The 24,757-nt window shown below is 69.3% G+C and carries 24 protein-coding genes; 8 read left to right on the top strand and 16 right to left on the bottom strand.

Going from position 1 to position 24,757, the window contains the following annotated elements; translation table 11 throughout:
- Nucleotides 1-2 precede the first annotated feature (2 nt).
- The 7 genes from ACPTTC_RS08165 to ACPTTC_RS08135 all read right to left on the bottom strand — a co-directional run bounded on the left by ACPTTC_RS08165 (nt 3) and on the right by ACPTTC_RS08135 (nt 6,088).
- Nucleotides 3-707: an ABC transporter ATP-binding protein gene (locus tag ACPTTC_RS08165; RefSeq protein ID WP_423392144.1), complete on the bottom strand. Its 705-nt coding sequence runs from the start codon at nt 705-707 to the stop codon at nt 3-5.
- Nucleotides 704-1,456 carry an ABC transporter ATP-binding protein gene (locus ACPTTC_RS08160; RefSeq protein ID WP_423392143.1) on the bottom strand — a complete coding sequence of 251 codons (753 nt, stop codon included), beginning with the start codon at nt 1,454-1,456 and terminating at the stop codon, nt 704-706. The genes ACPTTC_RS08165 and ACPTTC_RS08160 overlap by 4 nt, the downstream gene beginning before the upstream one ends.
- The gene (locus ACPTTC_RS08155; RefSeq protein WP_423392142.1) at nt 1,453-2,673 is read right to left on the bottom strand and encodes a branched-chain amino acid ABC transporter permease; all 1,221 of its coding nucleotides are present in this window, start codon (nt 2,671-2,673) and stop codon (nt 1,453-1,455) included. Before ACPTTC_RS08155 ends, ACPTTC_RS08160 begins: the two co-directional genes overlap by 4 nt.
- Complete coding sequence (locus ACPTTC_RS08150) at nt 2,666-3,601, bottom strand: branched-chain amino acid ABC transporter permease (RefSeq protein ID WP_226198057.1); 936 nt, start codon at nt 3,599-3,601, stop codon at nt 2,666-2,668. The genes ACPTTC_RS08155 and ACPTTC_RS08150 overlap by 8 nt, the downstream gene beginning before the upstream one ends.
- Before the next feature lie 7 nt (nt 3,602-3,608).
- Nucleotides 3,609-4,046: an acyl-CoA thioesterase gene (locus tag ACPTTC_RS08145; RefSeq protein ID WP_175953029.1), complete on the bottom strand. Its 438-nt coding sequence runs from the start codon at nt 4,044-4,046 to the stop codon at nt 3,609-3,611.
- Between the two features lie 139 nt (nt 4,047-4,185).
- Nucleotides 4,186-4,722: an NUDIX domain-containing protein gene (locus ACPTTC_RS08140; RefSeq protein ID WP_175953030.1), complete on the bottom strand. Its 537-nt coding sequence runs from the start codon at nt 4,720-4,722 to the stop codon at nt 4,186-4,188.
- 121 nt (nt 4,723-4,843) lie between these two features.
- Complete coding sequence (locus ACPTTC_RS08135) at nt 4,844-6,088, bottom strand: YbfB/YjiJ family MFS transporter (protein WP_423392141.1); 1,245 nt, start codon at nt 6,086-6,088, stop codon at nt 4,844-4,846.
- Between the two features lie 123 nt (nt 6,089-6,211).
- Here ACPTTC_RS08135 and ACPTTC_RS08130 point away from each other — a divergent pair, with 123 nt between their 5' ends.
- Nucleotides 6,212-7,126, top strand: a complete 915-nt coding sequence (locus tag ACPTTC_RS08130) for a LysR family transcriptional regulator (protein ID WP_423392140.1) — start codon at nt 6,212-6,214, stop codon at nt 7,124-7,126.
- Nucleotides 7,127-7,252: 126 nt separating this feature from the next.
- Here the strand turns inward: ACPTTC_RS08130 and alaS are convergent, their stop codons facing one another.
- Nucleotides 7,253-9,877, bottom strand: coding sequence for an alanine--tRNA ligase (gene alaS, locus ACPTTC_RS08125; RefSeq protein WP_175953033.1), 2,625 nt, complete (start codon nt 9,875-9,877; stop codon nt 7,253-7,255).
- A gap of 249 nt (nt 9,878-10,126) precedes the next feature.
- Here alaS and ACPTTC_RS08120 point away from each other — a divergent pair, with 249 nt between their 5' ends.
- Nucleotides 10,127-11,347 (top strand): CaiB/BaiF CoA transferase family protein, encoded by a 1,221-nt coding sequence (locus tag ACPTTC_RS08120; protein ID WP_423393334.1) that lies wholly within the window; start codon nt 10,127-10,129, stop codon nt 11,345-11,347.
- A gap of 166 nt (nt 11,348-11,513) precedes the next feature.
- On the opposite strand, the gene ACPTTC_RS08115 is transcribed toward ACPTTC_RS08120, so the two are convergent.
- Nucleotides 11,514-12,080 (bottom strand): RBBP9/YdeN family alpha/beta hydrolase, encoded by a 567-nt coding sequence (locus tag ACPTTC_RS08115; RefSeq protein ID WP_423392139.1) that lies wholly within the window; start codon nt 12,078-12,080, stop codon nt 11,514-11,516.
- Nucleotides 12,081-12,259: 179 nt separating this feature from the next.
- A complete protein-coding gene (locus ACPTTC_RS08110) occupies nt 12,260-12,469 on the bottom strand; it encodes an ornithine acetyltransferase (protein ID WP_011351716.1) in 210 nt (69 codons plus the stop codon).
- Between the two features lie 244 nt (nt 12,470-12,713).
- Between ACPTTC_RS08110 and ACPTTC_RS08105 the strand changes: the two genes are divergently transcribed.
- Nucleotides 12,714-14,423: a glutamine--tRNA ligase/YqeY domain fusion protein gene (locus ACPTTC_RS08105; RefSeq protein ID WP_175953036.1), complete on the top strand. Its 1,710-nt coding sequence runs from the start codon at nt 12,714-12,716 to the stop codon at nt 14,421-14,423.
- A gap of 139 nt (nt 14,424-14,562) precedes the next feature.
- On the opposite strand, the gene ACPTTC_RS08100 is transcribed toward ACPTTC_RS08105, so the two are convergent.
- From ACPTTC_RS08100 to ACPTTC_RS08090, 3 genes are all read right to left on the bottom strand, one after another.
- A complete protein-coding gene (locus ACPTTC_RS08100; RefSeq protein WP_423393333.1) occupies nt 14,563-15,033 on the bottom strand; it encodes an NUDIX hydrolase in 471 nt (156 codons plus the stop codon).
- Nucleotides 15,034-15,044: 11 nt separating this feature from the next.
- Nucleotides 15,045-15,431, bottom strand: a complete 387-nt coding sequence (locus ACPTTC_RS08095) for a hypothetical protein (protein WP_423392138.1) — start codon at nt 15,429-15,431, stop codon at nt 15,045-15,047.
- 150 nt (nt 15,432-15,581) lie between these two features.
- Nucleotides 15,582-16,967, bottom strand: coding sequence for a cytochrome-c peroxidase (locus tag ACPTTC_RS08090; protein WP_423392137.1), 1,386 nt, complete (start codon nt 16,965-16,967; stop codon nt 15,582-15,584).
- A 223-nt stretch (nt 16,968-17,190) separates the two neighbouring features.
- On the opposite strand from ACPTTC_RS08090, the gene ACPTTC_RS08085 reads away from it, so the two are divergent.
- Nucleotides 17,191-18,777 (top strand): acid phosphatase, encoded by a 1,587-nt coding sequence (locus ACPTTC_RS08085; RefSeq protein WP_423392136.1) that lies wholly within the window; start codon nt 17,191-17,193, stop codon nt 18,775-18,777.
- A 118-nt stretch (nt 18,778-18,895) separates the two neighbouring features.
- On the opposite strand, the gene ACPTTC_RS08080 is transcribed toward ACPTTC_RS08085, so the two are convergent.
- Nucleotides 18,896-19,198, bottom strand: coding sequence for a DUF3331 domain-containing protein (locus tag ACPTTC_RS08080; protein ID WP_423392135.1), 303 nt, complete (start codon nt 19,196-19,198; stop codon nt 18,896-18,898).
- Between the two features lie 417 nt (nt 19,199-19,615).
- On the opposite strand from ACPTTC_RS08080, the gene ACPTTC_RS08075 reads away from it, so the two are divergent.
- The 4 genes from ACPTTC_RS08075 to ACPTTC_RS08060 are packed head-to-tail and all read left to right on the top strand — an operon-like array spanning nt 19,616 to nt 22,853.
- Nucleotides 19,616-19,876, top strand: a complete 261-nt coding sequence (locus ACPTTC_RS08075) for a XapX domain-containing protein (protein WP_423392134.1) — start codon at nt 19,616-19,618, stop codon at nt 19,874-19,876.
- Between the two features lie 25 nt (nt 19,877-19,901).
- Nucleotides 19,902-21,482, top strand: a complete 1,581-nt coding sequence (locus tag ACPTTC_RS08070; protein WP_423392133.1) for a cation:proton antiporter — start codon at nt 19,902-19,904, stop codon at nt 21,480-21,482.
- A gap of 47 nt (nt 21,483-21,529) precedes the next feature.
- Nucleotides 21,530-21,922, top strand: coding sequence for an OsmC family protein (locus ACPTTC_RS08065; protein ID WP_423392132.1), 393 nt, complete (start codon nt 21,530-21,532; stop codon nt 21,920-21,922).
- A gap of 31 nt (nt 21,923-21,953) precedes the next feature.
- Nucleotides 21,954-22,853, top strand: coding sequence for a pirin family protein (locus ACPTTC_RS08060; RefSeq protein ID WP_423392131.1), 900 nt, complete (start codon nt 21,954-21,956; stop codon nt 22,851-22,853).
- A 147-nt stretch (nt 22,854-23,000) separates the two neighbouring features.
- Here the strand turns inward: ACPTTC_RS08060 and ACPTTC_RS08055 are convergent, their stop codons facing one another.
- Together ACPTTC_RS08055 and bcsG are read right to left on the bottom strand one after the other, a co-directional pair.
- Nucleotides 23,001-23,198, bottom strand: coding sequence for a hypothetical protein (locus tag ACPTTC_RS08055; RefSeq protein WP_175971761.1), 198 nt, complete (start codon nt 23,196-23,198; stop codon nt 23,001-23,003).
- The gene (gene bcsG, locus ACPTTC_RS08050) at nt 23,180-24,736 is read right to left on the bottom strand and encodes a cellulose biosynthesis protein BcsG (protein WP_423392130.1); all 1,557 of its coding nucleotides are present in this window, start codon (nt 24,734-24,736) and stop codon (nt 23,180-23,182) included. The genes ACPTTC_RS08055 and bcsG overlap by 19 nt, the downstream gene beginning before the upstream one ends.
- Nucleotides 24,737-24,757: the final 21 nt, after the last annotated feature.

Here is a 24,757-nt window from a genome sequence, read left to right as displayed (position 1 = left end):
TGTCAGCCGGCGCTCAACCATGCGTTGGCGACCTCGCCGCCCAGGCCGTCAAGCGCGCCGTCGTAGACGATCCGTCCGCGCCCCATGACCGCGACGCGCCGCGCGAGCCGCGGCGCGAACTGCAGCCGCTGCTCGATCAGCATGATCGCGACACCGTCGGCCTGCAATGCGGCGAGGCACGCGCCAACCTCATCGACCGCGAGCGGCGCGAGCCCTTCGGCCGGTTCGTCGACGATCAGCACGCGCGGGCAGCCGGCCAGCGCCCGCACCAGCGCGAGCACCTGCTGCTCGCCGCCCGACAGCCGCCCGGCCTTCACGTCCGCGCGCGCGGCCAGCAGCGGAAAGCGCTCGAACAGCCGCTCGAGCGCCGCGCGCTCGGCCGCACCGCGGGCGCCGCGCAGCCCGAGCCGCAGGTTGTCGCGTACCGTCAGCAGCGGGAATACGTCGCGGCTTTCGGCGACGTAAGCGACGCCGCGCCGCGCGATCTCGAACGTGCGCGCCCCCACGCATTCGGCGCCGGCAATGCGCACCGAGCCGGCCGTGCGCACGAGCCCCATCACGGCCTTCGCGAGCGTCGAGCGCCCCGAGCCGTTGCGGCCGAGCAGCGCGAGCGTCTCGCCGGGCGCCAGCGCGAGATCGACGCCGTCGAGCACGGGTTGCAGCCCGTACCCTGCGCGCAGGTCGCGAATGTCGAGCAACGCGCTCATGGGCCGCCCTCGCCCAGATAGGCGGCACGCACGGCCGGATCGGCGCGGATCGCATCGGGCGCGCCGGTCGCGACCACCGTGCCGCGCACGAGCACCGTGATGCGTTCGGCGAAGCCGAACACCGCATCCATGTCGTGTTCGATCAGCAGGACCGTGCGCCCCTGCGTCGTCGCACGAATCAGCGCGATCATCCGCGCCGCCTGCGCGCGGCTCATGCCGGCCGTCGGCTCGTCGAGCAGCAGCGTGCGTGCGCCGCTCGCGAGGGCGATCCCGAGATCGAGCGCGCGCTGTTCCGCGTAGCTCAGCTCGGCGGCCGGCGTATCGCGGTGCGCATCGAGGCCGACGTCGTGCAGCACGCGCTCGGCAGCGAGATCGACCGACGCCGATTCGCGCAGCCGGTTCCACCAACGCCGCCGCTCGGACGGCGCATGCAGCGCCGCGCAGCGCAGGTTGTCGAACACGGTCAGCCGCGCGAACGCGCTCGTCTGCTGGAAACTGCGGCCGATGCCGAGCCGGCTCGCCACGACCGGGCCGCGCCCGCGCAACTCGACGCCGTGCAGCACGACGCGCCCGCGCGTGGGCCGCACCGCACCGGCGATCACGCCGAACAGCGTCGACTTGCCCGCGCCGTTCGGCCCGATCAGCGCGTGACGCTCGCCGGCCGCGATGCTCAGCTCAACGCCGTCGAGCACCGTCTGCGCGCCGAAGCGCCGCACCACCCCGTGAAGCGCGATCGCGTTGCCGTTCATCGCCCGTCCTCCCGCTTGCCGGCCGGCATGAGCCGCGCACGCCAGCCCCACAGCAGCGTGCCGATGCCGAACGCGGAGCACGCGACGGCCCAGCCGGCCGGCGTATCGGCGTCGATGCGCCAGGCGCCGAACGCGAAGCCCGCGCCGTCGTCCTGCGCGAAGCGCCACGCATAGCCGAGCTCGGCCGCGCAGACGAGCGCGACGCCCCAGAACACGCACGCGCCGACCGCGCACAGCATGCGCCACCGTTCGGCCGCCGGCGCGCCGCGCCGCAAGGCCTGCGCGAGCGCTGGCACGATCCCGGCGATGCCGCGCGGCGCGGCCATGACGATCACGACGAACAGCACGCCGAGATACAGCGCCCACGCGCGCGACACGCCGGCGACGACGACGCTCAGCGCGGTCAGCACCGCCGCACCGGCCGCCGGCCCGAAGAACGAACCGGTGCCGCCGATCACCGCGGCGATCAGCACGGTCGCCGACCGCGCCATCGATACGCTGTCGGGCGTCGCGATTTCGACGTCGATCAACGTCAGCGTGCCGGCGACGCCGGCGAAGAACGACGCGCAGGTGACCATCGCAAGACGTACGCGGCGCGGATCGGTGCCGAGCGCGGCGACGCGCACGGGGTTGTCGCGCACCGCATTCGCGAGCCGCGCGAGCGGCGTGCGCGTCAGCGCGTGCATCGCCCACGCCGACGCGAGGCACCAGGCCGCGATCACCGCATACGCCTGGACCGGTGCACCGAAATGCCAGCCGCCCCACGGCGTCCCGCTCGCGCGGTCGATCGGCACGCCGCCGATCCCGCCGAACCAGGCAGGCACGCTCCACGCGGCGGCGGCGACGCATTCGCCGAGCCCGAGCGTGATCATCGCGAACGCGGTGCCCGCACGGCGCGTCGCGAGCAGCCCGGCGGCGAAGCCGAAACCGGCGCCGGCCACGCCGCCGACGAGCGGCAACAGCGGCAGCGGGCCGCCAAAATGGTTGAACCAGTGCGCGGCCGCGAACGCACCGACGCCCGCGAACGCCGCGTGTCCGAACGACAGCAGCCCGGTCGTGCCGAGCTGCAGGTTGTACGACAGGGCGAGCACGACGAGCGCGGCCGTCTGCGCGAGATAGCCGAGCACCGCGCCATGCGGCCACAGCCACGCGGGCAGCACGACGCACGCGGCGAACAGGGACCCGCGCGCGACGCCGGCGAGCGTACGGTTACGCATCGGCACGCTCGCCGAACAACCCGCGCGGCCGCGCGACCAGCACCACGACGAGCAGCAGGTACGGCACCAGCGGCGCCAGCTGCGCGATCGACACCGCGGCCACGCTGTCGGGCAGCGCGATGCCGGCCCATTCCGTGAGGTCGCGCAGCGACGTGTCGCTCGCAGCCGCGAAGGTCTGCGCGAAGCCGACCGCGAGCGACGCCGCGAACGCGCCGCCGAGCGAGCCGAGCCCGCCGATCACGACGACCGCGAACACGACCGACCCGACGGTTTCAGCCAGCGCCGGTTCGATGACGGCGAGCGGCGCGCCGATCACGCCGGCCAGCGCCGCGAGCGCGGTGCCCGCGCCGAACAGCGCCGTCATCACGCGCGGCACGTCGTAGCCGAGCGCCTCGACGGCCGCGCGGTGCGTGAGCGCCGCGCGCACGACGAGCCCGATGCGCGACGCGCGCAGCAGTGCGCCGAGCGCGACCAGCATCGCCGTGGACATCCCCATCATGAACAGCCGGTAGCGCGGCAGCGCGAGGCCGAATACGGTCACGGGCGCGCCATCGAACAGCGCCGGCACGGGTGCCGGCAGCGGCGCGAGCCCCCACACGAGTTTCGCGCCCTCGCCGATCAGGTAGGCAAGGCCGAAGGTCAGCAGCAGCTCGCTCGTATGGCCGCGCGCCTGCACGCGGCGCAACATCGTGCGCTCGCAGCCCGCCCCGAGCAGCCCGACCGCGAGCGGCGCGAGCACCAGCGCGGGCCAGAAACCCGCGCTGGCCGCGATGCTGTAGCCGACATACGCACCGAGCATGTAGAAGCTCGCGTGCGCGAAGTTGAGCACGCCCTGCACGCTGAAGATCAGCGTGAGTCCGGCCGACAGCATGAACAGCAGCAAGCCGTAGCTGAGGCCGTTGAAGGCCTGGAGCGCGAACGCGTGCACCGCGCAGTCAGGCCGCGAGCGGCTCGAGCGCGGCGCGCAGCGCGTCGGGCAGCGGCACCGGCCGGCGCGTGCCGCGATCGACGTACACGTGCACGAAGTGCCCCTGCGCGGCGGGCGCCGCGTCGCCCTGCGCGAACAGCCCGACCTCGTAGCGCACGCTCGACGTGCCGAGCTTCACGACCCGCAGCCCGGCATCGACCGATTGCGGAAACACGAGCGGCGCGAAGTAGTTGCACTGCGTCTCGACCACGAGGCCGATCGTCTGCCCGTGCTCGACATCGAGCACGCCGGCGCGGATCAGGTATTCGTTCACGACCGTGTCGAAGTAGCTGTAGTAGACGACGTTGTTCACGTGCCCGTAGACATCGTTATCCATCCAGCGGGTCGTGATCGGCAGGAAGTGGCGATAGGCGTCGCGCGGACGCGGTTGCGGCTTGTCGGACATGGCGATGGCGGTCAGGACGATGGAAGCGACGAGGACGACGCGCGGCGGCCGCGGAACACGGCGCACCGGCAAGAAGCGGAGCGCCGCGCCGCGATCGCTCGCGGCACGGCGGATGCAACCCTGCCGACGGGCCGGCCCTTCACTGCCCCGGCCGGTCGACGAACTCGAAATCGAGGCCGCGCGCACGCATCCAGTCGGCGAGCGCGACGCCCGTGCCGGCGCGCCACGGGCGCAGCAGCGGCGGATCGACGAGCTTGTATTCGAGCAGTTCCGGCGACAGCGCGACCGTGCCCGACGCACGCACGTGGTACGCAATGATCAGCTCGTTCTTGCGGATGAATTCGTAGACGCCGACGAGCGACACCTGCTCGGCCTTCAGCGCCGTTTCCTCGAACACCTCGCGCGCGATGCCGTCCTCGGGCGTCTCGCCGCTCTCGAGGAAGCCGGTGATCAGCGCGAACATGCCTTCGGGCCAGGCCGCGTTGCGCGCGAGCAGGATCTTGCCGTCGAGCTCGACGATCGCGGCGACGACGGGCAGCGGGTTGTTCCAGTGGACATAGCCGCAGCTGTCGTCGGGGCACGCCTGGCGAATGCGGCCGCCTTCATGGTCGGGATCGGCGCGCTCGGCGAGCGGGCTCGCGCAGCGCGGGCAAAAGCGGTAATCGGCGGTGGTCATCGATGGGGATCTGGCAGGCGCCGGACGGCCGCCTGCCGGCTGCCCGCGCACCCGCTCGGCGCGGGAAAGGCTTCATTCTAGCGAGTTTGCCCGCGCCGCAGACGATCCGGCCCCGCCGATATCACGGTTGCAGGCGCCCTCGTGCGGCAGTCGCCGCGAAGCCGGCGGCGCCGAGCAGCAGCACGGCCGCCGCGCCCCACAGCGCGGGGGAAAACGACCCGAAGCGCGCGGCCAGCGGCGCCGCGACAAGCGGGCCGAGAATCTGCCCGACCCCGTACGACGCGGTCGCATAGCCCATCAGCCCGGCGGCCCGCTCGCCGTGCAAACGCCGCGCCTCGCGCATCGCGAACAGCGTGATCGCGGTGAACGGCAAGCCGAGCAGCGCACTGCCGGCCGAGAAGCCGGCCGCGTTCGGCCACACGATCCCGGCGGCAATGCCGAGCGCCTGGGTCGCGCAACCGGCGGCCAGCAGCAGCCGGTTGTCCCAGTGCCCGGGCAGCCGCGCGGCGGTGATCGCGCCGACGATCAGCGCCGCGCCGAACATCGGCCAGAACAGGTCGGGCCACGGCGAACCGGCCGGCAGCGCGCCGCGCGCGATCACGGGCAGGAACGTCGCGGTGATGATGTAGCCGAAGCCCGGCAGGCCGTACAGCACGACGAGCCAGGCCGCGTCCGCGCGATGGCGGCGCGTATCGGCCGGCGTCGCCGCGGTTACGGCGGCCGCGTGCGGTGTGCCGCCGCCCGGCGCGCCGGCTTGCGCCGGGGCCGTTGCAAACGTGCGCCAGATCACGACCGACAGCACGGCCGACAGCGCCGCGAAACCGAGCCAGCCCGCCGCCGCGTGCCGGCCGGCCAGCGCGCTGCCGATCAGCCCCGTCACCACGATGCCGACGCCGGGCCCGGCGTAGATCACCCCGCTCCACTCCGGCGCATGCAGTTCGGCCAGGCGCCGCAGCCCCCATTGCGACACGAACACGAACGTCCATGCGCTGACGACGCCCGCGACGAAGCGCACCGCGAGCCACACGGGCAGCAGGTGGCCAACGCCCATCGCGGCGGTGAGCAGCACGGTGGCCACGAGCCCGAAGCGCACCATGCGTGCGGGCGCCGCACGCAGCGCCGCGCAACTGACCGCGCCGACGAAGTAGCCCGCGTAGTTCGCCGATGCGAGCCAGCCACCGGCCTTCAGACCGATCGAGCCGTCCGCGAGCATCAGCGGCAACAAGGGCGTGAACGCAAAGCGGCCGACGCCGAGCACGACCGCGAGGCCGACCATGCAGGCCAGTGCGGCCGTGCGGGCGCGGCGGTCGGCTTGATAGACGGAAGGCGCGCCGGCGGCGGCGGTCGGGGCATCGGAGCGTGACATGGCGGCATGGGCCGGCGTTCAACGCGCCGGCCGGATCGGCAATCGGAATGGTGTCATCCTAGCTTGACCAAACGTTCTTGAAAAATGAATAATTAAGAATCCATTCATCGCTTGGAGAGAATCATGGACCTGGCGGCGCTGGCGATTTTCCGGGCCGTGGTGCGCGAGAACGGCGTGACGCGCGCGGCGGCCAAGCTCAATCGCGTGCAGTCGAACGTCACGACGCGCATCAAGCAGCTCGAGGAGGAACTCGGCGCGGCGCTGTTCGTGCGCGACGGCCGCCGGCTCGTACTGACGCCGGCCGGGCACACGCTGCTGCCGTATGCGGAGCGCCTGCTCGCGCTCGCCGACGAGGCGCGCGACGCGGTACGCGAGGACACGCCGCGCGGGCGGCTGCGGCTCGGCACGATGGAAAGCACGGCTGCGAGCCGCCTGCCGACCGTGCTCGCGCGCTATCACCATGCGTGGCCCGACGTGTCGCTCGAACTGCTGACGGGCACGACGGGCTGCCTGATCGACCGCGTGCGCGACTTCGAGATCGACGCCGCGCTGTTCGCGCGCCCGCCCGCGCCGGACACGCTGCCCGACACGTTCGAGACGGTGCCGATCTTCCGCGAGGACCTGGCGCTGCTCACGCCACGCGGCCACCCGCCGGTGCGCACGCCGCGCGACGTGATCCTGCCGACGCTGATCGCGTTCGAGCGCGGCTGCTCGTATCGCAAGTACGTCGAACAATGGTACGCGGCGCACGGCGTCAAGCCGGCGCGCGTGCTCGAACTCGGGTCGTATCATGCGATCGTCGCGTGCGTCGCGGCAGGTGCGGGCATCGCGGTCGCGCCGCGTTCGGTGCTCGACCTGCAGCCCGAGACCGGCAACATCACCGCGCACGTGATCCCCGCACTGGAAGGCATCGAAACGCTGCTCGCATGGCGGCAGGGTTATGCGTCGGCCGCATTGGCCGCGTTGCGCGACATGCTCACCGAGGCCGCACGACGGCCGGACGGGACGGCGAAGCCGCCGGTCGCCACGCCGGCCTGAATCGTCAGGCGGCCGGCACACGGTGTCCCGGCGTACCAACGAAAAGACCCGACCGGCGCATGCCGATCGGGTCTTTTTCATTTCACGCGATGCCGCAACGAGGCGGCATCGCATCGGTCGGAACGATCAGAGCCGCGCTTCGACCCAGCCCTTCACGCCAGCCAGCGCCCCCGGCAGGTTCGCCGGCTCGGTGCCGCCTGCCTGCGCCATGTCCGGACGGCCGCCGCCCTTGCCGCCGACCTGCTGCGCGACGAAGTTCACGAGCTCGCCGGCCTTGACCTTCTTGCTCGCGTCAGGCGTGACGCCCGCGATCAGGCTGACCTTGCCGCCTTCGACGGCTGCCAGCACGATTGCCGCGCTCTTCAGCTTGTCCTTCAGCTTGTCGACCGTTTCGCGCAACGTCTTCGCGTCGGCGCCGTCGAGCGTCGCGGCCAGCACGTACACGCCGCCGATTTCGACGGCCTGCTGCGCGAGCTCGTCGCCCTGGCTCGATGCGAGCTTCGACTTCAGCGCGCCCAGCTCCTTCTCGAGCGACTTCACCTGGTCCTGCACCTGCGCGATACGCTGCGTGAGTTCGGACGGCTGCGCCTTCAGCGCGGCCGCGGCTTCGTTCACGCGGGCGTCGAGTTCCTGCACGTAGCGCACCGCGTTGTCGCCGGTGATCGCCTCGACGCGGCGGATGCCGGCCGCGACGCCGCCTTCGACGACGATCTTGAACAAGCCGATGTCGCCGGTGCGATGCACGTGCGTTCCGCCGCACAGTTCGCGTGAGAAGCCGAGGTCGAGCACGCGCACTTCATCGCCGTACTTCTCGCCGAACAGCGCCATCGCGCCGCCCTTCACTGCTTCGTCGTACGGCATCACGCGCACGATGCCCGGCGCGTTCGCGAGGATTTCGTTGTTGACGATCTGCTCGACGCGACGGATTTCGTCGTCGGTCATCGGCGCGTTGTGCGCGAAGTCGAAGCGGGTCTTTTCCGCGTCGACCAGCGAACCCTTCTGCTGCACGTGCGCGCCGAGCACTTCGCGCAGCGCCTTGTGCATCAGGTGGGTGGCCGAGTGGTTGCGCTGCGTGCGGGCACGGCGATGCGCGTCGATTTCCGCGCGCAGCACGTCGCCGACCTTCAGCGTGCCCTGCTCCAGCGTACCGTGGTGGCCGATCACGTCGGCCTGCACCTTCAGCGTGTCGGCCACCGCGAAGCGCGTCGCGGCGTTCGCGAGCACGCCCTGGTCGCCGACCTGGCCGCCCGATTCCGCATAGAACGGCGTGTGGTCGAGCACGACCACCGCGTCCTGGCCGGTCTTCACTTCGTTGACGGACGAACCGTCGACGTACAGCGCGACGACCTTCGCGTCGTCGAACGCGATTTCTTCATAGCCGTGGAAGGTGGTCTTGGCGCCCGTGTATTCGAGGCCCTGCGCGGCCTTGAACTTGCCGGCCGCGCGCGCCTGCTCGCGCTGGCGCGCCATCGCGTCGTCGAATGCCGGCTCGTCGACCGTCATCCCGCGCTCGCGGCACACGTCGGCCGTCAGATCCAGCGGGAAGCCGTACGTATCGTGCAGCTTGAACGCAAGCTCGCCGTCGAGCACCTTGCCGCCCTTCGCCTCGACGTCGGCCAGCGCGGCGTCGAGGATCGACATGCCGTGCTCGATCGTCTCGAAGAAGCGCTCTTCTTCCTGGCGCAGCACGTCGGTCACGCGCTGTTCGGCTTCCTTCAGCTCCGGATACGCGACGCCCATCTCGGCGACGAGGTCGGCCACCAGCTTGTGGAAGAACGAACCCTTGCGGCCGAGCTTGTAGCCGTGGCGGATCGCGCGGCGCACGATCCGGCGCAGCACGTAGCCGCGGCCTTCGTTGCCGGGAATCACGCCGTCGACGATCAGGAACGAGCATGCGCGGATGTGATCGGCGATCACCTTCAGTGAGTTGTTCGTGAGGTCGCTGATCTCGGTCACGCGCGCGGCGGCCTTGATCAGGTTCTGGAACAGGTCGATCTCGTAGTTGCTGTGCACGTGCTGCAGCACCGCGGCGAGGCGCTCGAGGCCCATGCCGGTGTCGACGGACTGCTTCGGCAGGCGCGTCATGTTGCCCTGCGCGTCGCGATTGAACTGCATGAACACGAGGTTCCAGATCTCGATGTAGCGATCGCCGTCTTCCTCGGGCGATCCCGGCGGGCCGCCCCACACGTCCGGGCCGTGGTCGTAGAAGATTTCCGTGCACGGGCCGCACGGGCCGGTGTCGCCCATCGTCCAGAAGTTGTCCGACGCGTAGCGCGCGCCCTTGTTGTCGCCGATGCGGATGATGCGCTCGGTCGGCACGCCGACTTCCTTCGCCCAGATGTCGTATGCCTCGTCGTCTTCCTGGTACACGGTGACCCACAGCTTGTCCTTCGGCAGCTGGTAGACCGTGGTCAGCAGTTCCCACGCGAACTTGATCGCGTCGTGCTTGAAGTAGTCGCCGAACGAGAAGTTGCCGAGCATCTCGAAGAACGTGTGGTGGCGCGCCGTGTAGCCGACGTTCTCGAGGTCGTTGTGCTTGCCGCCCGCGCGCACGCTGCGTTGCGCCGTCGTGGCGCGCGAGTACGGACGCGGGTCCGTGCCGAGGAACACGTCCTTGAACTGGACCATGCCCGAGTTCGTGAACATCAGCGTGGGATCGTTACCGGGCACGAGGCTCGACGAGCGGACGATCGTGTGGCCCTTCGATTCGAAGAATTTGAGGAATTTCTCGCGGATTTCGGCAGCTTTCATGGCGTGCGGGGACAGTCTGGCAAAGACGGCTTCAAACGCCGGCGCCCTTGACGGAGCGCGCGGCGGCATGGATTCGGAAACGATCGATTATACGGGATCGGGGCCGGCTTCCGGGCAAAGCGCCGGAAAGCGGCTCGGCCATCCGGCCGGCCCGGCTGGGCCACCCGCCGGGCCGATTCGCCTTAAGATGCTCGGCATGCCAACCGGCCGTGCCCGACAAGGCCAGCCATGAAAGGAGACGATTCGACGATGGGTGCCCTGAGCCATATCCGCGTGCTGGACCTCACCCGCGTCCTCGCGGGCCCGTGGTGCGCGCAGACGCTTGCCGATTTCGGCGCGGACGTGATCAAGGTCGAGCGCCCGGGCGCCGGCGACGACACGCGCCATTGGGGGCCGCCGTACCTGAAGGACGCGGACGGCGCGGATACCGCCGAAGCCGCGTACTACCTCGCGGCGAACCGCAACAAGCGCTCGGTGACGGTCGACATCGCGACGCCCGAAGGCCAGCAGATCGTGCGCGAGCTCGTCGCGCAGAGCGACGTCGTGCTCGAGAACTACAAGGTCGGCCAGTTGAAGAAATACGGGCTCGACTACGACTCGCTGCGCGCGGTGAAGCCCGACCTCGTCTACTGCTCGGTCACGGGCTTCGGCCAGACCGGCCCGTACGCGCACCGCGCGGGCTACGACTTCATCATCCAGGGGATCGGCGGCTTCATGAGCATCACCGGCGAGCGCGACGGCGAGCCGGGCGGCGGCCCCCAGAAGGCAGGCGTCGCGATCGCCGATCTCGCGACCGGCCTCTACTCGACGATCGCGGTGCTCGCCGCGCTCGCACACCGTGACCGGACGGGCGAAGGCCAGTACATCGACATGGCGCTGCTCGACGTGCAGGTCGCGCTGCTCGCGAACATGAACACCAACTACCTCGCGAGCGGCAAGCCGCCGGTGCGCTGGGGCAATGCGCATCCGAACATCGTGCCGTACCAGACGTTCCAGACGCGCGACGGGTGGATCATCGTCGCGGTCGGCAACGACGGCCAGTTCCGCAAGTTCGTCGAGGCCGGCGGCCAGCCCGAGCTGGCGGACGACGAGCGTTTCGCGACGAACCCGTCGCGCGTGCGCCATCGCGACACGCTGGTGCCGATCCTCGCGGAGATGGTGAAGACGCGCGACAAGGCCGACTGGATCGGTGCGCTCGAAGCGGCCGGCGTGCCGTGCGGGCCGATCAACGATCTCGACGAGGTATTCGACAACGAGCAGGTCGTCGCGCGCGGGATGCAGGTGTCGCTCCCGCACCCGTGCGGCGCGGACGCGAAGCTCGTGCGCAACCCGATCCGGATGAGCGCGACGCCGCCCGACGCACGCACGGCCCCGCCGCTGCTCGGCGCGCAGACCGACGACGTGCTGCGCGACATGCTCGGCTACGACGACGCGAAGATTGCCACGCTGCGGGCGAAACAGGCGATCTGAACGCGGTGGCGGGTGCGGGTGCGGGTGCGGGTGCGGGTGCGGGTGCGGGTGCGGGTGCGGGTGCGGGTGCGGGTGCGGGTGCGGGTGCGGGTGCGGGTGCGGGTGCGGGTGCGGGTGCGGGTGCGGGCAGGCGCGCGGCAGCAGCCTCAGCCACCGCCCCGCGTCGTCAATCGCGGTGGGCGAGCGCGTCGAGCCAGGCGCGTGCCTCGGGCCAGTCGCCGAGCCCGCTGTCCGCGTTGATGTGGCCGCGCGGGCCGATATCGTGGAAGGCGCTCCCCCATGCGTTCGCACAGGTGCGGGCGAACGCGAGCGAGCCATAAGGATCGTCGCTGCTGGCGACGACGCAGGTCGGAAACGGCAGCCGTTCGTACGGCACCGGCCCGAAGCCGTGCGCATCGGCCGGGAACGCGGGACCGTCGGGATCAGGCAGCGCGACCAGCAACGCGCCGCGCACTTTCGCGAGCCCGGCCGGGCGCGCATAGCGCGTCGCCCACCACGCGGCGGTCAGCGTACCGAGGCTATGGCCGGCAAGCAGCACCGGCCCGCGCGCGGCTTCGACCGCACGATCGAGTGCGAGGCACCAGCCGTTGCGGAACGCCCGGTCCCAGTCGGGCATCGCGACGCGCGAGAAACGCGCGTCGGCACGCTCCCAGCGGCTCTGCCAGTGGAGCGGGCCCGAATTGGCGTAGCCCGGCAGGACGAGAACGGGGAATCGAACGGGAAATCGGCTCATGGAAAGTGCGTCGACGCGTGAAATCGTTATGTTGCGTCGACGCAGTGTCGCACACCCGTTCCTCCCTGATGCTGCCTGTCTGATACCGGAAGGATGTGCGTGGGGTCGGGACGCGTCGAGCGCGGCGTCGCGACCGGACGGCGAGCCGCGCTACGGGCGGCTCGCGTCATGTCTGTCGGTCAGCGCACGTTCGCGCCGACGATACCGCCCGCCGCGGCGCCGGCAACCGTGCCGAGCGGGCCGCCCGTCACCAGGTAGCCGAGCGCGCCGCCCGCGGCCGCGCCGATACCGGCGTTGCGCTGCGTATGCGTCATCGCGCATGCGCCGAGTTGCGACAGGGCCGCGACGATCACGGCGGTACGAACGATAAACGTGGTCTTCTTCATCATGATTTTTGGTGTCCTCCCGCCGCGCGGCAACCCGGGCGGCGGCATTGAATCGGTGCAGCCATCATAGGCAACAGCAAACGGCCCGGGCAATCCGATTTACGTCGTGTTACAGCCGACACAATATCGAGATAATCGCTCGAAACCCGCCCCCGCCATGCCGCAAGCCGCGCGGGACGGACCCCGGTCAGGTAGAATCACGGGATTAAACCGGCACGACGCGCCGACACAACCTGACGCTATCCGCATGAGCACCGAACGCAACGACGCCCCCGCGGCTTCCAATTTCATCCGCAACATCATCGACGACGACAACCGCACCGGCAAATGGGGCGGCCGCGTCGAAACGCGCTTTCCGCCCGAGCCGAACGGCTATCTGCACATCGGCCATGCCAAGAGCATCTGCCTGAACTTCAGCGTCGCGCGCGACTACGGCGGCGTGTGCCACCTGCGCTTCGACGACACCAACCCGGAAAAGGAAAGCGTCGAGTACGTCGACTCGATCGTCGACGCGGTGCGCTGGCTCGGCTTCGACTGGCGCAAGGACGCGGTCGATCACCAGTACTTCGCGAGCGACTACTACGACAAGCTGTACGAGTTCGCCGAGTTGCTGATCCAGCGCGGCAAGGCGTATGTCGACAGCCAGAGCGCCGATGAAATGCGCGCGAACCGCGGCTCGCTGACGGAAGGCGGCAAGCCGTCGCCGTTCCGCGATCGCACGCCGGAAGAAAACCTCGACCTGTTCCGCCGCATGAAGGCCGGCGAGTTCAAGGAAGGCGAGCACGTGCTGCGCGCGAAGATCGACATGGCTTCGCCGAACATGAACATGCGCGACCCGGTGATCTACCGGATCCGCTACGCGCACCACTACCGTACCGGCGACGCATGGTGCGTGTACCCGATGTACGACTACACGCACTGCATCTCGGATGCGCTCGAAGGCATCACGCATTCGCTGTGCACGCTCGAATTCGAGGATCACCGGCCGCTGTACGACTGGGTGCTGAACGAACTCGCGGAAGCCGGCGTGTTCACGCGTCCGCTGCCGCAACAGATCGAATTCTCGCGACTGAACCTCACGTACGCGATCACCAGCAAGCGCAAGCTGCTGCAGCTCGTCACCGAAGGCCACGTCGACGGCTGGGACGACCCGCGGATGCCGACGATCGTCGGCGTGCGCCGCCGCGGCTTCACGCCGGAGAGCATCCACCTGTTCTGCGAGCGGATCGGCGTGACGAAGATCGACTCGTGGATCGACATGAGCATCTTCGAAGGCGCGCTGCGCGATGACCTCGACGACAAGGCCGCGCGCACGGTCGCCGTGCTCGATCCGCTGAAGCTCGTGATCGACAACTACCCGGAAGACCTCGAAGAAGCGTGCACGGCGCCCGTGCATCCGCACCACCCGGATCGCGGCGTGCGCACGTTCCCGATCTCGCGCGAGCTGTGGATCGAACGCGAGGACTTCGTCGAGAATCCGCCGAAGGGCTATTTCCGCCTGTTCCCGGGCAACAAGGTGCGCCTGCGCTACGGCTACGTGATCGAGTGCACGGGCTTCGACAAGGACGCCGAAGGCAACGTGACGGCCGTGCACTGCAACTACTTCCCGGACAGCAAGTCGGGCACCGAAGGCGCGAACGCGTACAAGGTCAAGGGCAACATCCACTGGGTCAGCGCGAAGCATGCGCAGCCGGCGGAAGTGCGGATCTACGACCGCCTGTTCAAGGAGCCGCATCCGGACGCGGGCGGCGCGAACTTCCTCGAGGCACTGAACCCCGATTCGAAGAAGATCGTGCAAGCGTACCTCGAGCCGGGCAACGGCGACATCGCGCCGGAAACGCGCCTGCAGTTCGAGCGTCACGGCTACTTCGTGGCCGACCGGGTCGATTCGAAGCCGGGCCAGCCCGTGTTCAACCGGATCGTCGGGCTGCGTGACAGCTGGGGCAAGCCGGCGTAACGGCATGCTCCGCACGCGGCGCGCGGCTTCGCAAGCCGCCGTCGCGTGACCATAAAAAAACCGGCCCCAGGGCCGGTTTTTTATTGCGTGCTGCGAAGCGAAAGCCCCGTCATGACGCAGCGCAAGCCGCCGCGCTCACTCACCCGCCCGTCAACCGCCGATGCAACGCCACCAGCGACAGCTTCGTGCGAAACAGCCGCGCGAGGCTGCGGCTTGCATACGCGTCGATGTCGCCGGGCACGGTCCAGCGATACGCATCCATCTCGGGAATCATCGAGCCGTCGCGACGGCTCGGAAACAGCGACGTGCACGTGCACTGCGCGGGATCGATCTCGCCGTCGGCCACCTGCACCGCGAACAGGTGCAGGTCCTTGTCGTGCCGGTAAGCAAAACGCCCGAGATCGAGCAACCGGGCCGGCGCGAATGCGATGCCGGTTTCCTCGAGCAGTTCACGCAGCGCCGCATCGACCGGCGACTCGCCCGGCTCGCCCTGCCCCTTCGGGATGTCCCAGTGGGTGGTATCCGTCGCGTGGGCGAGGAACACGCGACCGGCCCCATCGAGGATCACGACGCCGCACGACACCGTGCGCGCCGCGCCGCCCCGCTTCATCACGCGCGCGCTCAGCGTTTCTGCAGCTGCCACTTGCCCGCGTCGCTCTTGCAATAGACGGGCTTGAGCGTCATCGTCTGGCCCTTCGCGGTGATGTCGGTGGCGATTTCACGGCAGGTCTTGCCGTCCGTCTCGGTCGTGGTCGGCGTGAGCTTCGCATCGATCTGCGTGCCGCGGCCGGTGCTCTGCCACGTCGTGGTCTCGCCGTCCTTGCCTTCGTCGCGCACCTGCACGACCGCCTTGGAAAGCGACGCACGATCGGTCTTGCTGAAGTAGCTGAGCGGCGTGTCGTTCAGGAAGTTCAGGTTGTTCTGCGCATGGGCGGGCAGCATCGCTGCTGCGCACGCGGCGCCGGCCAGCACGCGCGTGACGACGGAAAGGGATGCACGCATCGACATGTTGTTCTCCTTGGATGTTCGATCGAACGGCGCCGTGCATGCCGGCGAACCGGCACGCACACTGCGCCTGTCAGCGAGCGAGGATAGCATGCGTGCCGTTCGCGCCGCCTGCTAGGGCCTGTTCACGCGAATGACGGGCTTGCGCTGGCCCTAGCGGCCGGCCGGCGCGGCCGTTTGCTGATATCCGTCGGTCAGCGTACCCAGGAACGCGATCACGTCCTTGATCTCGGCCGCGTTCAGCGCCGGCTGCTCGCCGCGCTTGCGATCGAACGGCGCCTCGCGGTTGATGTTCGGCCAGTAGCGCCTGGGCAGGTCGTCGTAGATCTGCACCTTGCCGTGCACGACCGGATAGAACTTCTCCGGATGGATGTCGCGCTCGACGTAGAAGCGCATCACGTCCTCCAGCGTGTGATACACGCCGTTGTGGAAGAACGTCTTGCGCAGTGCGACGTTGCGCAGCGACGGCGTGCGGAACAGCCCGCAGAATTCGTCGCGGCCCTTCAGGTCGGTACGCTCGGGGCCGCACGCGCCGAGATCGTTGAAACGCGGGTCGCGATTGACGGGCAACGCGCGATTGCGCGGCACCGCGATCGCGATCAGCCCGAAATCGCTGAACTGCGGCGGCGTGCCGTCGAGCGCGCGCTGGCTGATGTGGCAGCTCGCGCAATTGCCCTTCTTCTCGTCGTTGAACAACTGCAGGCCGCGCAATTCGGCCGGCGTGAGCTGCGCATGGCCGGCGAGATACGCGTCGTACTTGCTCGTGTACGGCGAGAACAGCTCGGGCGTCTGCTCGAACGTCTCGAGCGCGCGCAGCACGGCCTTGAACGCGGCTGCGTCGTCGTCGAGCACCTTCACGCCGAACACCGCGCGGAACTCGTCCGCATACGGCGCGGCCTTCACGGCCTGCGCCACCTTCGCGGGCGAGCTGTTCATCTCGAACGGCGACGTGAGCGGAATGCGCGCCTGCTCGGCGCCCGTGTCGACCCGGCCGTCCCACGTGAGGCCGCCCGTCGGGCCCGCATCGACGCTCTCGTCGCCTTCGTCGTCGGAATCGTGGAAATGCTCGGTGAACTGCGGCACGCCCTGCAGGTACTTCAGCGACGGCACCGCGCGAAAACCGGGGCGCTTCATGTCGTCGCCGCCGAACTGCACGGCCAGCGCATTGGGCGGACCGAATGCGTGATCGGGGCTGTGGCACGACGCGCACGCGAGCTTGCCGGAACCTGACAGCGTAGGGTCGAAGAAAAGTTGCTTGCCGAGCGCCGTCATCCGACGCACGCCTTCGTAAACTTGTGCCCGTGTCTGCGGCCGGTCCGTCTCGACCACCGCGCCGCTGGCGAAAACCGTTGCGGACGCAACCATGTTCTCGGCGCCCGGCGCACTCGCCGCGCGCGCGGACTGCGCGGGCGGCGCCCCCGCCCCCGGCTGTCCGTCACAGCCGGCAAGGGTTGCAAGCGTGGTGGCCAGCGCGAATGCGCCGGTCAGGTGCAGCCACGAACGCGCGAACGCGCCGGCTGTCGGTTGGCGAGGCTTCATCGATTCGTCGGAAAGTGGGTTCAGGAGCGGCCGGAGTTTATGTCAACCGCATGACCGTTACATGACGGCCAATCGACAGGTAATCGAAAGGACGCCTACACCCGGCTGTCAAATCGCACCCTCAAAATGCTTACAGCCGGACATGCCACGGTTCCCCTCGCGAACCGGCGGTACACGAATGCGCCGGTTTCCCACGCGACAAGAGAGATAGAGAGTACAACGGATGAAAAACCACGCCTGGATTCGCTTTACACCGATCGCCGTTGCCGCGGCCGCCGCCCTGACCGCCTGCGGCGGCGACGACGTGCAGCAGCAAGGCCTGTCGACGGTGAAGAACGTCGTCGTGATCTACGCGGAAAACCGCAGCTTCGACAACCTGTACGGCAACTTCCCGGGCGCGAACGGCCTGCAGAATGTGACTGCGGCAAGCGCGCAGCAGAAGGACCGCAACGGCCAGCCGCTCGCGACGCTGCCGAAGGCCTGGGGCGGCCTGACCGCGAAGGGCGTCACGCCGGCCGTGACCGAAGCGATGACGGCGAACCTGCCGAACGCGCCGTTCGCGATCGACGACCCGAACGGCTTCAACACGCCGATGAGCGTGACGACGCGCGACCTGTATCACCGCTTCTACGAGAACCAGATGCAGATCAACGGCGGCAAGAACGACATGTTCGCCGCGTGGGCCGACTCGGGCGGCCTCGTGATGGGCCACTACACGCCCGACGCGACGAAGCTGCCGCTGTGGAAGATCGCGCAGCAGTTCACGCTCGCCGACAACTTCTTCATGGGCGCGTTCGGCGGCTCGTTCCTGAACCACCAGTACCTGATCTGCGCGTGTGCGCCGTTCTACGCGAACGCGAACAAGAGCCCCGCGGCCGGCTCGATCTCGGCCGTCGCCGCGGACGGCAAGTCGCTGCAGCTCGCGAGCAACTCGCCGGCCTCGGCGCTCGACGGCGTGCCGAAGTTCGTGAATTCGGGCAACCTGACGCCGGACTTCTACGCGATCAACACGATGCAGCCGCCGTACCAGCCGAGCGGCAACAAGGCCGCATCGGGCGGCGACCCGACCCTCGCCGATCCGTCGGCCGCGACGACGCTGCCGCCGCAGTCGCAACAGAACATCGGCGACCTGCTGACCAACGCGGGCGTGTCGTGGGCATGGTACAGCGGCGCGTGGAACCAGGCGCTGCAAGCCGCACAGAGCGGCACGGCGAACGTGATCTACGGCCCGAACATGACAGCGCCGAACTTCCAGCCGCACCACCAGCCGTTCAACTACTACGCGAACCAGGCGCCGGGCAGCGCGAACCGCGCGCAGCACCTGCTCGACGGCGGCACCGACGGCAGCGAGTTCATCAAGGCGATCGACGCGGGCACGCTGCCGCAGGTCGCGTTCTACAAGCCGCAGGGCAACCTGAACGAGCACCCGGGTTACACGGACGTCGCGAGCGGCGACCAGCACATCGCGAACGTGCTTGCCCACCTGCAGGCAAGCCCGCAGTGGAAGAACATGGTCGTGGTCGTCACGTACGACGAAAACGGCGGCTTCTGGGATCACGTGGCGCCGCCGAAGGGCGACCGCTGGGGCCCGGGCACGCGGATTCCGGCACTCATCGTGTCGCCGTTCTCGAAAAAGGGCTTCGTCGACCACACGCAATACGACACCGCGTCGATCCTGCGCTTCATCACGCGCCGCTTCTCGCTGCCGCGCCTCGCGGGCCTGCAACAGCGCGACGACGCTTTGAAGGCGAACGGCGGGCAGCCGATGGGCGACCTGACGAACGCGCTGCAACTGTCGCCGAACCTGTAACGGCGGAGCGACGCGGCAACGCACCGGCGAGTGCGTTGCCGGCCACGACACGGCAAGGGGCGGCTTCGGCCGCCCTTTGTCATGGCATAAACGCGAACGCAAGCACGAACGCGCCGCGTCACCCGCCGTACTTCAGCCCGGCGCCGTCGAGTGCGATGGCCAGAATCATCGCGCGTGCATTCGGCGGCATCGGCCGACCACGCGGGCGGAACACGTCGTCCCCGCACGCGATCCGTGCGCCGGACAGCACGCAGACCCCGGCCTGCCGTGCCCGCCCGGGTTTCCAGTGCTGCTCGCCGAAGTGCGCGCGGCCCGGTTCGACCCGGCGTACGACCAGCAACTGCGCCGAACGCGCGAGCACCTGACCGTGCGGGCGGACCGTCGACGCGCGCGGACAGTCGAGCACCGCCGCCAGGATCATCGAATTCGGTTCGAACGGCGCCCGCCCGCGCGGGCTGAAAACGGCGTCGCCGCAAATGATCTTCTCGCCGGACAGCACGCAGCGGCCCGGGCGCAGCGCACGATCAGCATCTCGTCCGAATACGCGAGCACCTGCACACGCGCTTCGGATTGCTCATGGCGCAAGGTGTCCCGTGAACGAAAAAAAGACGGGCCTGCCGCGACCGTCGAAACGGCAGGAGCCGGAGGTATGTCAGCGCCGGATCGTCATCCGGCTCGAAGTATTTAATCCGCAAACGCACGGCGCGAACACCCGGGAAACGGAATCGATGCCGGTTCGGGGCTCCCCGCGCTTTTATTCTTCGCGCAAACCCGATACGCTTTCGAAATCTTGACGGCGCGCACCGCGCCGCTCGCCTGCCATCCCGGGTCGCCCGCCATGAAACCGTATTGCCTGTCGCTGCTTGCCGGCATCCTCGCCGGTGTCGTCTACGGCGCGCTCCGCGTGAATTCGCCGGCGCCGCCGCTCATCGCGCTCACCGGCCTGCTTGGCATGCTGGCCGGCGAACAGATCCTGCCCGTCGCGCGCCGGATGTTCGCGGGCCATCGCCTGAACACCGCTTGGCGCGATGCACAATGCAGCCAGCACATGTTCGGCGCGCTGCCCGGCGGCACCACGAACGATCGCAAGCCGTCATGACGCAATCGTTCGCCGCCGGCCACGCATGACCAACGTCGAGCTGTTTCATTACCTGCTGCTGTTGATCTGCGGTGCGGGTGCACTCACGTGGCTCGCCGAACGGATTTCGATTCCGCCGGCCGTCGTGCTGCTGCTCGGGGGCTGTGTGGTCGCGGTGGCCGGCAAGCGCGTACCCGACATGGACCCGGCGCTGCTGCTCGCGGCCGTGCTGCCGCCGCTGCTGATGTCGAGCGGGTTCTACACCGCATGGAAGGAATTCCGGCAGGAGCTTGCGCCGATCGCGTCGCTCGCGCTCGGCGCGGTAGTGTTCACCACCGTCGCGGTCGCACTCGCCGTGCATGCGGCAAACCCGGCGCTGCCATGGGCCGCATGCTTCACGCTCGGCGCGATCGTGTCGCCGCCGGACGCGGTCGCCGCGAAGGCGATCCTGCAGCGCCACCCGCTGCCCTCTCGGCTCGTCGCGGTGCTCGAAGGCGAAAGCCTCGTCAACGATGCGTCGGGCCTGCTGCTGTACCAGATGGCCGTGTCGGCCGCGCTCGCCGTGTCGATCACGGCCGCGAGCGCCACCGGCCTGTTCTTCTCGCTCACGCTGATCGGCATCGCGGTCGGCCTCGCGTGCGGCCATGCGATGAGCTGGGTGCTTCCGCGCCTGCGCGATCCGATGCTCGGCATCGTCGTGACCTTCGCGATGGCGTGGGGCAGCTACGGGATCGCGGAAGCCGTCGAAGGCTCGGGCGTGCTGTCGGTCGTCACCTGCGGCCTCGTGCTCGGCGTGCGCCAGCATCGCGTGTTCGACGCCGACATGCGGATCAAGGCGAAGGCGACGTGGGAAGCGATCGTGTTCGTGCTCGACGCACTCGTGTTCATCCTGATCGGCCTCGCGCTGCACGCGATCCTCGCACGCGTGAACCATGAAGGCGCGGTGCTGATGGCCGGCCTGCGCGTCGCGCTGCCTGCCACCGCCGCCGCGATCGCCGCGCGCATCGTGTGGGTGTTCGTCGCGATGTGGCTGCCGGGCCGCCTGCGCGCGCCGCGCGCCGGCCACGCACCGTGGTCGTGGCGCGAGGCCGTCGTGCTCGGCTGGTCCGGCATGCGCGGCGTCGTCAGCCTCGCGGCCGCGATCGCGCTGCCCGCCCAATTCCCCGGCCGCGACCTGATCCTGTTCAGCACGTTCCTGTTGATCATCGCCACGCTCGTCGTGCAGGGCGGCACGCTCGCGCCGCTGATCCGCGTGCTGAAGCTGCGCCCGGCCGCGCGGCATACGATGTCCGAGCATGCGGTGCGCGCGCATGCGTTCGGCGCGGCGCTCGCCGAACTCGACGCGCTCGACAAGCGCGGGTCGACCCTCGAGCGGCCGTCGCTCGAGCGCCTGCTCGTCGAGTACCGGAACCGCGTCACCTTCAACGAACGCGCGCATCGCCACGGCGCCGAACCGGCCAACGTGCGCTCGCGCATGCTGCGCGTCGAACTCGAACTCGTCGGCGTGTCGCGCCGTGCGCTGCTCGACCTGCATCGCGACGGCAAGGTCGACGACGCCGTGCTGCACCGGATCGAATCGGAACTCGATTTCGAGGAACTGCGGCTGCAGCGGCTGCTCGAACCGTAACGCCCGGCCACGCCGCCGGCCTTCCCCTTTCTCCCCATGGAACTGCAATGAGCGAACTGTCCGTCGAAGCGAGCATCGGCTCCGTCGATTACCTCGTCCACTTCAGCGACGGCGTCCACCAGTGGCGCGCCGACGAACCGGCGTCACTGGGCGGCGGCGATGCGGCGCCCGCGCCCGTCGCGCTGCTGCTGTCGAGCCTCGGCGCATGCACCGCGATCACGCTGAAGATGTACGCACAGCGCAAGGGCTGGCCGCTCACCGAAGTGCACGTGAAGCTCGCGCACGAATCGGCCGGCACCGGCAGCACGATCGTGCGCCGCATCACGCTGGAAGGCGACCTGTCGGGCGAGCAGCGCGAGCGCCTGCTGCAGATCGCGAACGCGTGCCCGGTGCACAAGATCCTCACGCATCCGATCGCCATCGACACAGCGATCGCCTGACGCGTCCCGCCTCGACCACGAGACCCCCACCATGTCCGCCTCGATCAAGACCCTGCTCACGCCGCGCGAAAGCGACATCGGCAACCTCGTCGTGCGTCGCGTGCTGCCCGCGCGCGCCGCGCGCCTCGTCGGCCCGTTCATCTTCTTCGACGAGATGGGGCCGGCCGTGTTGCCGGCCGGCCGCGGCATCGACGTGCTGCCGCATCCGCACATCGGCCTCGCGACGGTCACCTACCTGTTCGACGGCTCGCTGATGCATCACGACAGCCTCGGCTTCCGGCAGAAGATCGTGCCGGGCGACGTGAACTGGATGACGGCCGGCCGCGGCATCGTGCATTCGGAGCGCTCGCCCGACGAAGACCGGCCGCATGATCAGCCGGTCCATGGGATCCAGACCTGGGTCGCGCTGCCGGTCGAGCATGAAGACACCACGCCCGCGTTCGTCCATCATGCGGCCGAGACGCTGCCGTCGTTCACGCGTGACGGTGCGAGCGTGCGCGTGATCGCGGGTACCGCGTTCGGGCTCACGTCGCCGGTCGCCGTGTTCTCGCCCACGCTCTATGCGTATGCGGAGTTCGCGGCGGGCGGCACGCTCGCGCTCGACGCCGAACATGAGGAGCGCGGCGTGTACCTCGTCGACGGCGACCTCGCCATCGACGGCACCCCGCTCGCCCCCGCGACGATGGCCGTGCTCGAACCCGGCGCGACCGTGACGCTCGCCAGTGCGAACGGCGCACGCGTGATGCTGCTCGGCGGTGCGCACCTGCCGGGCGAGCGTTTCATCGAATGGAATTTCGTGTCGAGCGCACGCGCGAAGATCGACGCGGCCCGTGCGGCGTGGGCCGATCAGACCTTCGGCAAGGTGCCGGGCGAAGAAAACGAGTGGACGCGCCAGCCGGAACGCAAGGTGCAGTCAACGTCGGATCGTTGACGCGACATGCGCCCCCCTGCGGGAGAGTCGTGAGACACGTGCCCGGCCAGGCTGCGACAGATGGCTGAATGCCCGGGTTTGGTGTCGACCGAACCCGGGCGGTATCGGGTCAACCGCCGCCGCACACCGCTCCGGCCGCCGCGCCTTTCAGCGCTTCAATCCCATCAGCTTCGCGAGCGTCGGCCACCGGTCGAGCGACTCGATGAACGCGCGGCGCGCCTGTTCGTCGACGTAACGCTCGGGATCGAGCGCGGGCAGATGCCGCGCGAGACCGATCACGTCGTTCGGTTGCGACAGGCGATCGTCATCGGCGTCGCCGGGAAGCATTACTGTTCGTCGATCCATACACCATCCGGAGTTTTCACCGAGTAGCCCGCGGCCGTCTGCATCGTCACCGTGCCCTCGTTCTCGCCCACCATCCGCGTGCGCGGCAGGTCGGCCGCGTACTGCGCGAGCGTCGTGCCCGGCTTGAACGGGCTGTTCGACACGAGGTTCGACAGCAGTTGCGCGAGCGCGAGGAAGCTGGTCGGCTGATCGATTACGGTCGTCGCGCCGTGGTTGCCGGTAAAGCCGATGAGCCGCACGCCGACCGGCCCGTGCACGATGCGCGGCGTCGGGATCTCGCGCAGGCCCGCGACCTGGTTCTTGTCGCCGCGCAGCGCGGCACCGTGCTCGGGCACGAACACGATCACCGCGCGGCGGCCCGATTGTGCGATCAGGTCGGCGAGGCGGTCGAAGTCGTCCATCAGCTTCGTGGCGCGCTGCGGATACGAGTCGATGCTCGTCAGCGAACTGCCGACGAGCCGGTTGCCGTCATGCAGGCTGATCGTGTTGTAGTACAACGCGACCGGGCCCGGCACCGACGCGCGCTGCGCATACCAGTTCGCGAGCGTCGAGTAGTCGTCCTTGATCGGCGAGCCGTCGAACGCGTGCATCGCGACGGGCGCGGCCGCGTTCGACACCGGCGGCGCGTCGGGCACCCCGATGTTGTCGTGGACCACCTGCAGGAAGTTGTCGAAATGGCCGTCGTGGTTCAGCAGCGACTGCACCTTGTAGCCCGCGCTCGCCAGTTGCGAGAACAGGTAGCACTGCTGCGGCGCCGGCTTGTACAGGTCGGCGTGCGCTTCCTGCCCGCAGCTCGCGCGCAGCACGCGGATCGCCGCCGGGCCGCTGTAGCTCGCGGCCGTGCTGAAGTTGGTGAACAGGTAGTCGAAGTGGCTCAGCATCGGATGGTTGCGCACCTTCGCGGCATCGAGGTCGTCCCACGACAGCGAGCAGATGTGCAGCACGATCACGTCGAACTGCGTGGCCGGATCGTTGCCGAGATGGCCGAACGCGACCTGCCGCTGCGATTCCTGCGTGCGGAACGTCGCGAGGGCGGCGTTGTGATCCTCCGGCTGGCCGGCGAGCGTCGTGCCCGTCGTGTTCGCCTGCTGCGGAGGCGGTGCGACGACGCGCGCCATCAGCCCGCTGCCGGCCTGCCACAGCGGCATCACGATCAGCACCGCCAGCACGAACGTCGCGACGCGCAGCCAGCGATTGACGACGAAGTAGACGATCAGCGCGCCGGCCACCGTCAGCAGCAGCACCGGCGGCAGCAGGCGCGGCAGCAGCTCCATCCAGTAGTCGAGGCGGAACGTGCTCACTTCGCGCGCGGCCTCGACGAGCCGGGCGAGCGGCGGCGCATGCATCTCGCGTGCGAGCAGCGGCACCGCGATCGCGATCGCGACGAGCTGCCGGACGAGGCGCCACGCACGCCGCCGGATCGGCGCGCTCGCCGCGAGCGCCACCGCGAACGCGAGGTTCGCAAGCCAGAACGGCTCCAAGTGCCCGGTCGCGAACAGCGCGAACTTCAGGATGAAATACAGATTCCAGAACGTCATCTAACCCACTCCGTGATGAGC

It is taken from the genome of Burkholderia mycopellens (assembly GCF_964265025.1).
Lineage (GTDB): Bacteria > Pseudomonadota > Gammaproteobacteria > Burkholderiales > Burkholderiaceae > Burkholderia.
The sequence above is the reverse complement of the archived record's forward strand: the minus strand, read 5'-3'. Positions and strand labels throughout refer to the sequence as shown.

Bases quoted from the DNA above. Each gene is read 5' to 3' on its own strand.
- ACPTTC_RS08165 (WP_423392144.1), bottom strand. From the start codon at position 707: ATGAGCGCGTTGCTCGACATTCGCGACCTGCGCGCAGGGTACGGGCTG.
- ACPTTC_RS08160 (WP_423392143.1), bottom strand. From the start codon at position 1,456: ATGAACGGCAACGCGATCGCGCTTCACGGGGTGGTGCGGCGCTTCGGC.
- ACPTTC_RS08155 (WP_423392142.1), bottom strand. From the start codon at position 2,673: ATGCGTAACCGTACGCTCGCCGGCGTCGCGCGCGGGTCCCTGTTCGCC.
- ACPTTC_RS08145 (WP_175953029.1), bottom strand. From the start codon at position 4,046: ATGTCCGACAAGCCGCAACCGCGTCCGCGCGACGCCTATCGCCACTTC.
- ACPTTC_RS08140 (WP_175953030.1), bottom strand. From the start codon at position 4,722: ATGACCACCGCCGATTACCGCTTTTGCCCGCGCTGCGCGAGCCCGCTC.
- ACPTTC_RS08135 (WP_423392141.1), bottom strand. From the start codon at position 6,088: ATGTCACGCTCCGATGCCCCGACCGCCGCCGCCGGCGCGCCTTCCGTC.
- ACPTTC_RS08130 (WP_423392140.1), top strand. From the start codon at position 6,212: ATGGACCTGGCGGCGCTGGCGATTTTCCGGGCCGTGGTGCGCGAGAAC.
- alaS (WP_175953033.1), bottom strand. From the start codon at position 9,877: ATGAAAGCTGCCGAAATCCGCGAGAAATTCCTCAAATTCTTCGAATCG.
- ACPTTC_RS08120 (WP_423393334.1), top strand. From the start codon at position 10,127: ATGGGTGCCCTGAGCCATATCCGCGTGCTGGACCTCACCCGCGTCCTC.
- ACPTTC_RS08115 (WP_423392139.1), bottom strand. From the start codon at position 12,080: ATGAGCCGATTTCCCGTTCGATTCCCCGTTCTCGTCCTGCCGGGCTAC.
- ACPTTC_RS08110 (WP_011351716.1), bottom strand. From the start codon at position 12,469: ATGATGAAGAAGACCACGTTTATCGTTCGTACCGCCGTGATCGTCGCG.
- ACPTTC_RS08105 (WP_175953036.1), top strand. From the start codon at position 12,714: ATGAGCACCGAACGCAACGACGCCCCCGCGGCTTCCAATTTCATCCGC.
- ACPTTC_RS08100 (WP_423393333.1), bottom strand. From the start codon at position 15,033: ATGAAGCGGGGCGGCGCGGCGCGCACGGTGTCGTGCGGCGTCGTGATC.
- ACPTTC_RS08095 (WP_423392138.1), bottom strand. From the start codon at position 15,431: ATGTCGATGCGTGCATCCCTTTCCGTCGTCACGCGCGTGCTGGCCGGC.
- ACPTTC_RS08090 (WP_423392137.1), bottom strand. From the start codon at position 16,967: ATGAAGCCTCGCCAACCGACAGCCGGCGCGTTCGCGCGTTCGTGGCTG.
- ACPTTC_RS08085 (WP_423392136.1), top strand. From the start codon at position 17,191: ATGAAAAACCACGCCTGGATTCGCTTTACACCGATCGCCGTTGCCGCG.
- ACPTTC_RS08080 (WP_423392135.1), bottom strand. From the start codon at position 19,198: ATGATCCTGGCGGCGGTGCTCGACTGTCCGCGCGCGTCGACGGTCCGC.
- ACPTTC_RS08075 (WP_423392134.1), top strand. From the start codon at position 19,616: ATGAAACCGTATTGCCTGTCGCTGCTTGCCGGCATCCTCGCCGGTGTC.
- ACPTTC_RS08070 (WP_423392133.1), top strand. From the start codon at position 19,902: ATGACCAACGTCGAGCTGTTTCATTACCTGCTGCTGTTGATCTGCGGT.
- ACPTTC_RS08065 (WP_423392132.1), top strand. From the start codon at position 21,530: ATGAGCGAACTGTCCGTCGAAGCGAGCATCGGCTCCGTCGATTACCTC.
- ACPTTC_RS08060 (WP_423392131.1), top strand. From the start codon at position 21,954: ATGTCCGCCTCGATCAAGACCCTGCTCACGCCGCGCGAAAGCGACATC.
- ACPTTC_RS08055 (WP_175971761.1), bottom strand. From the start codon at position 23,198: ATGGATCGACGAACAGTAATGCTTCCCGGCGACGCCGATGACGATCGC.
- bcsG (WP_423392130.1), bottom strand. From the start codon at position 24,736: ATGACGTTCTGGAATCTGTATTTCATCCTGAAGTTCGCGCTGTTCGCG.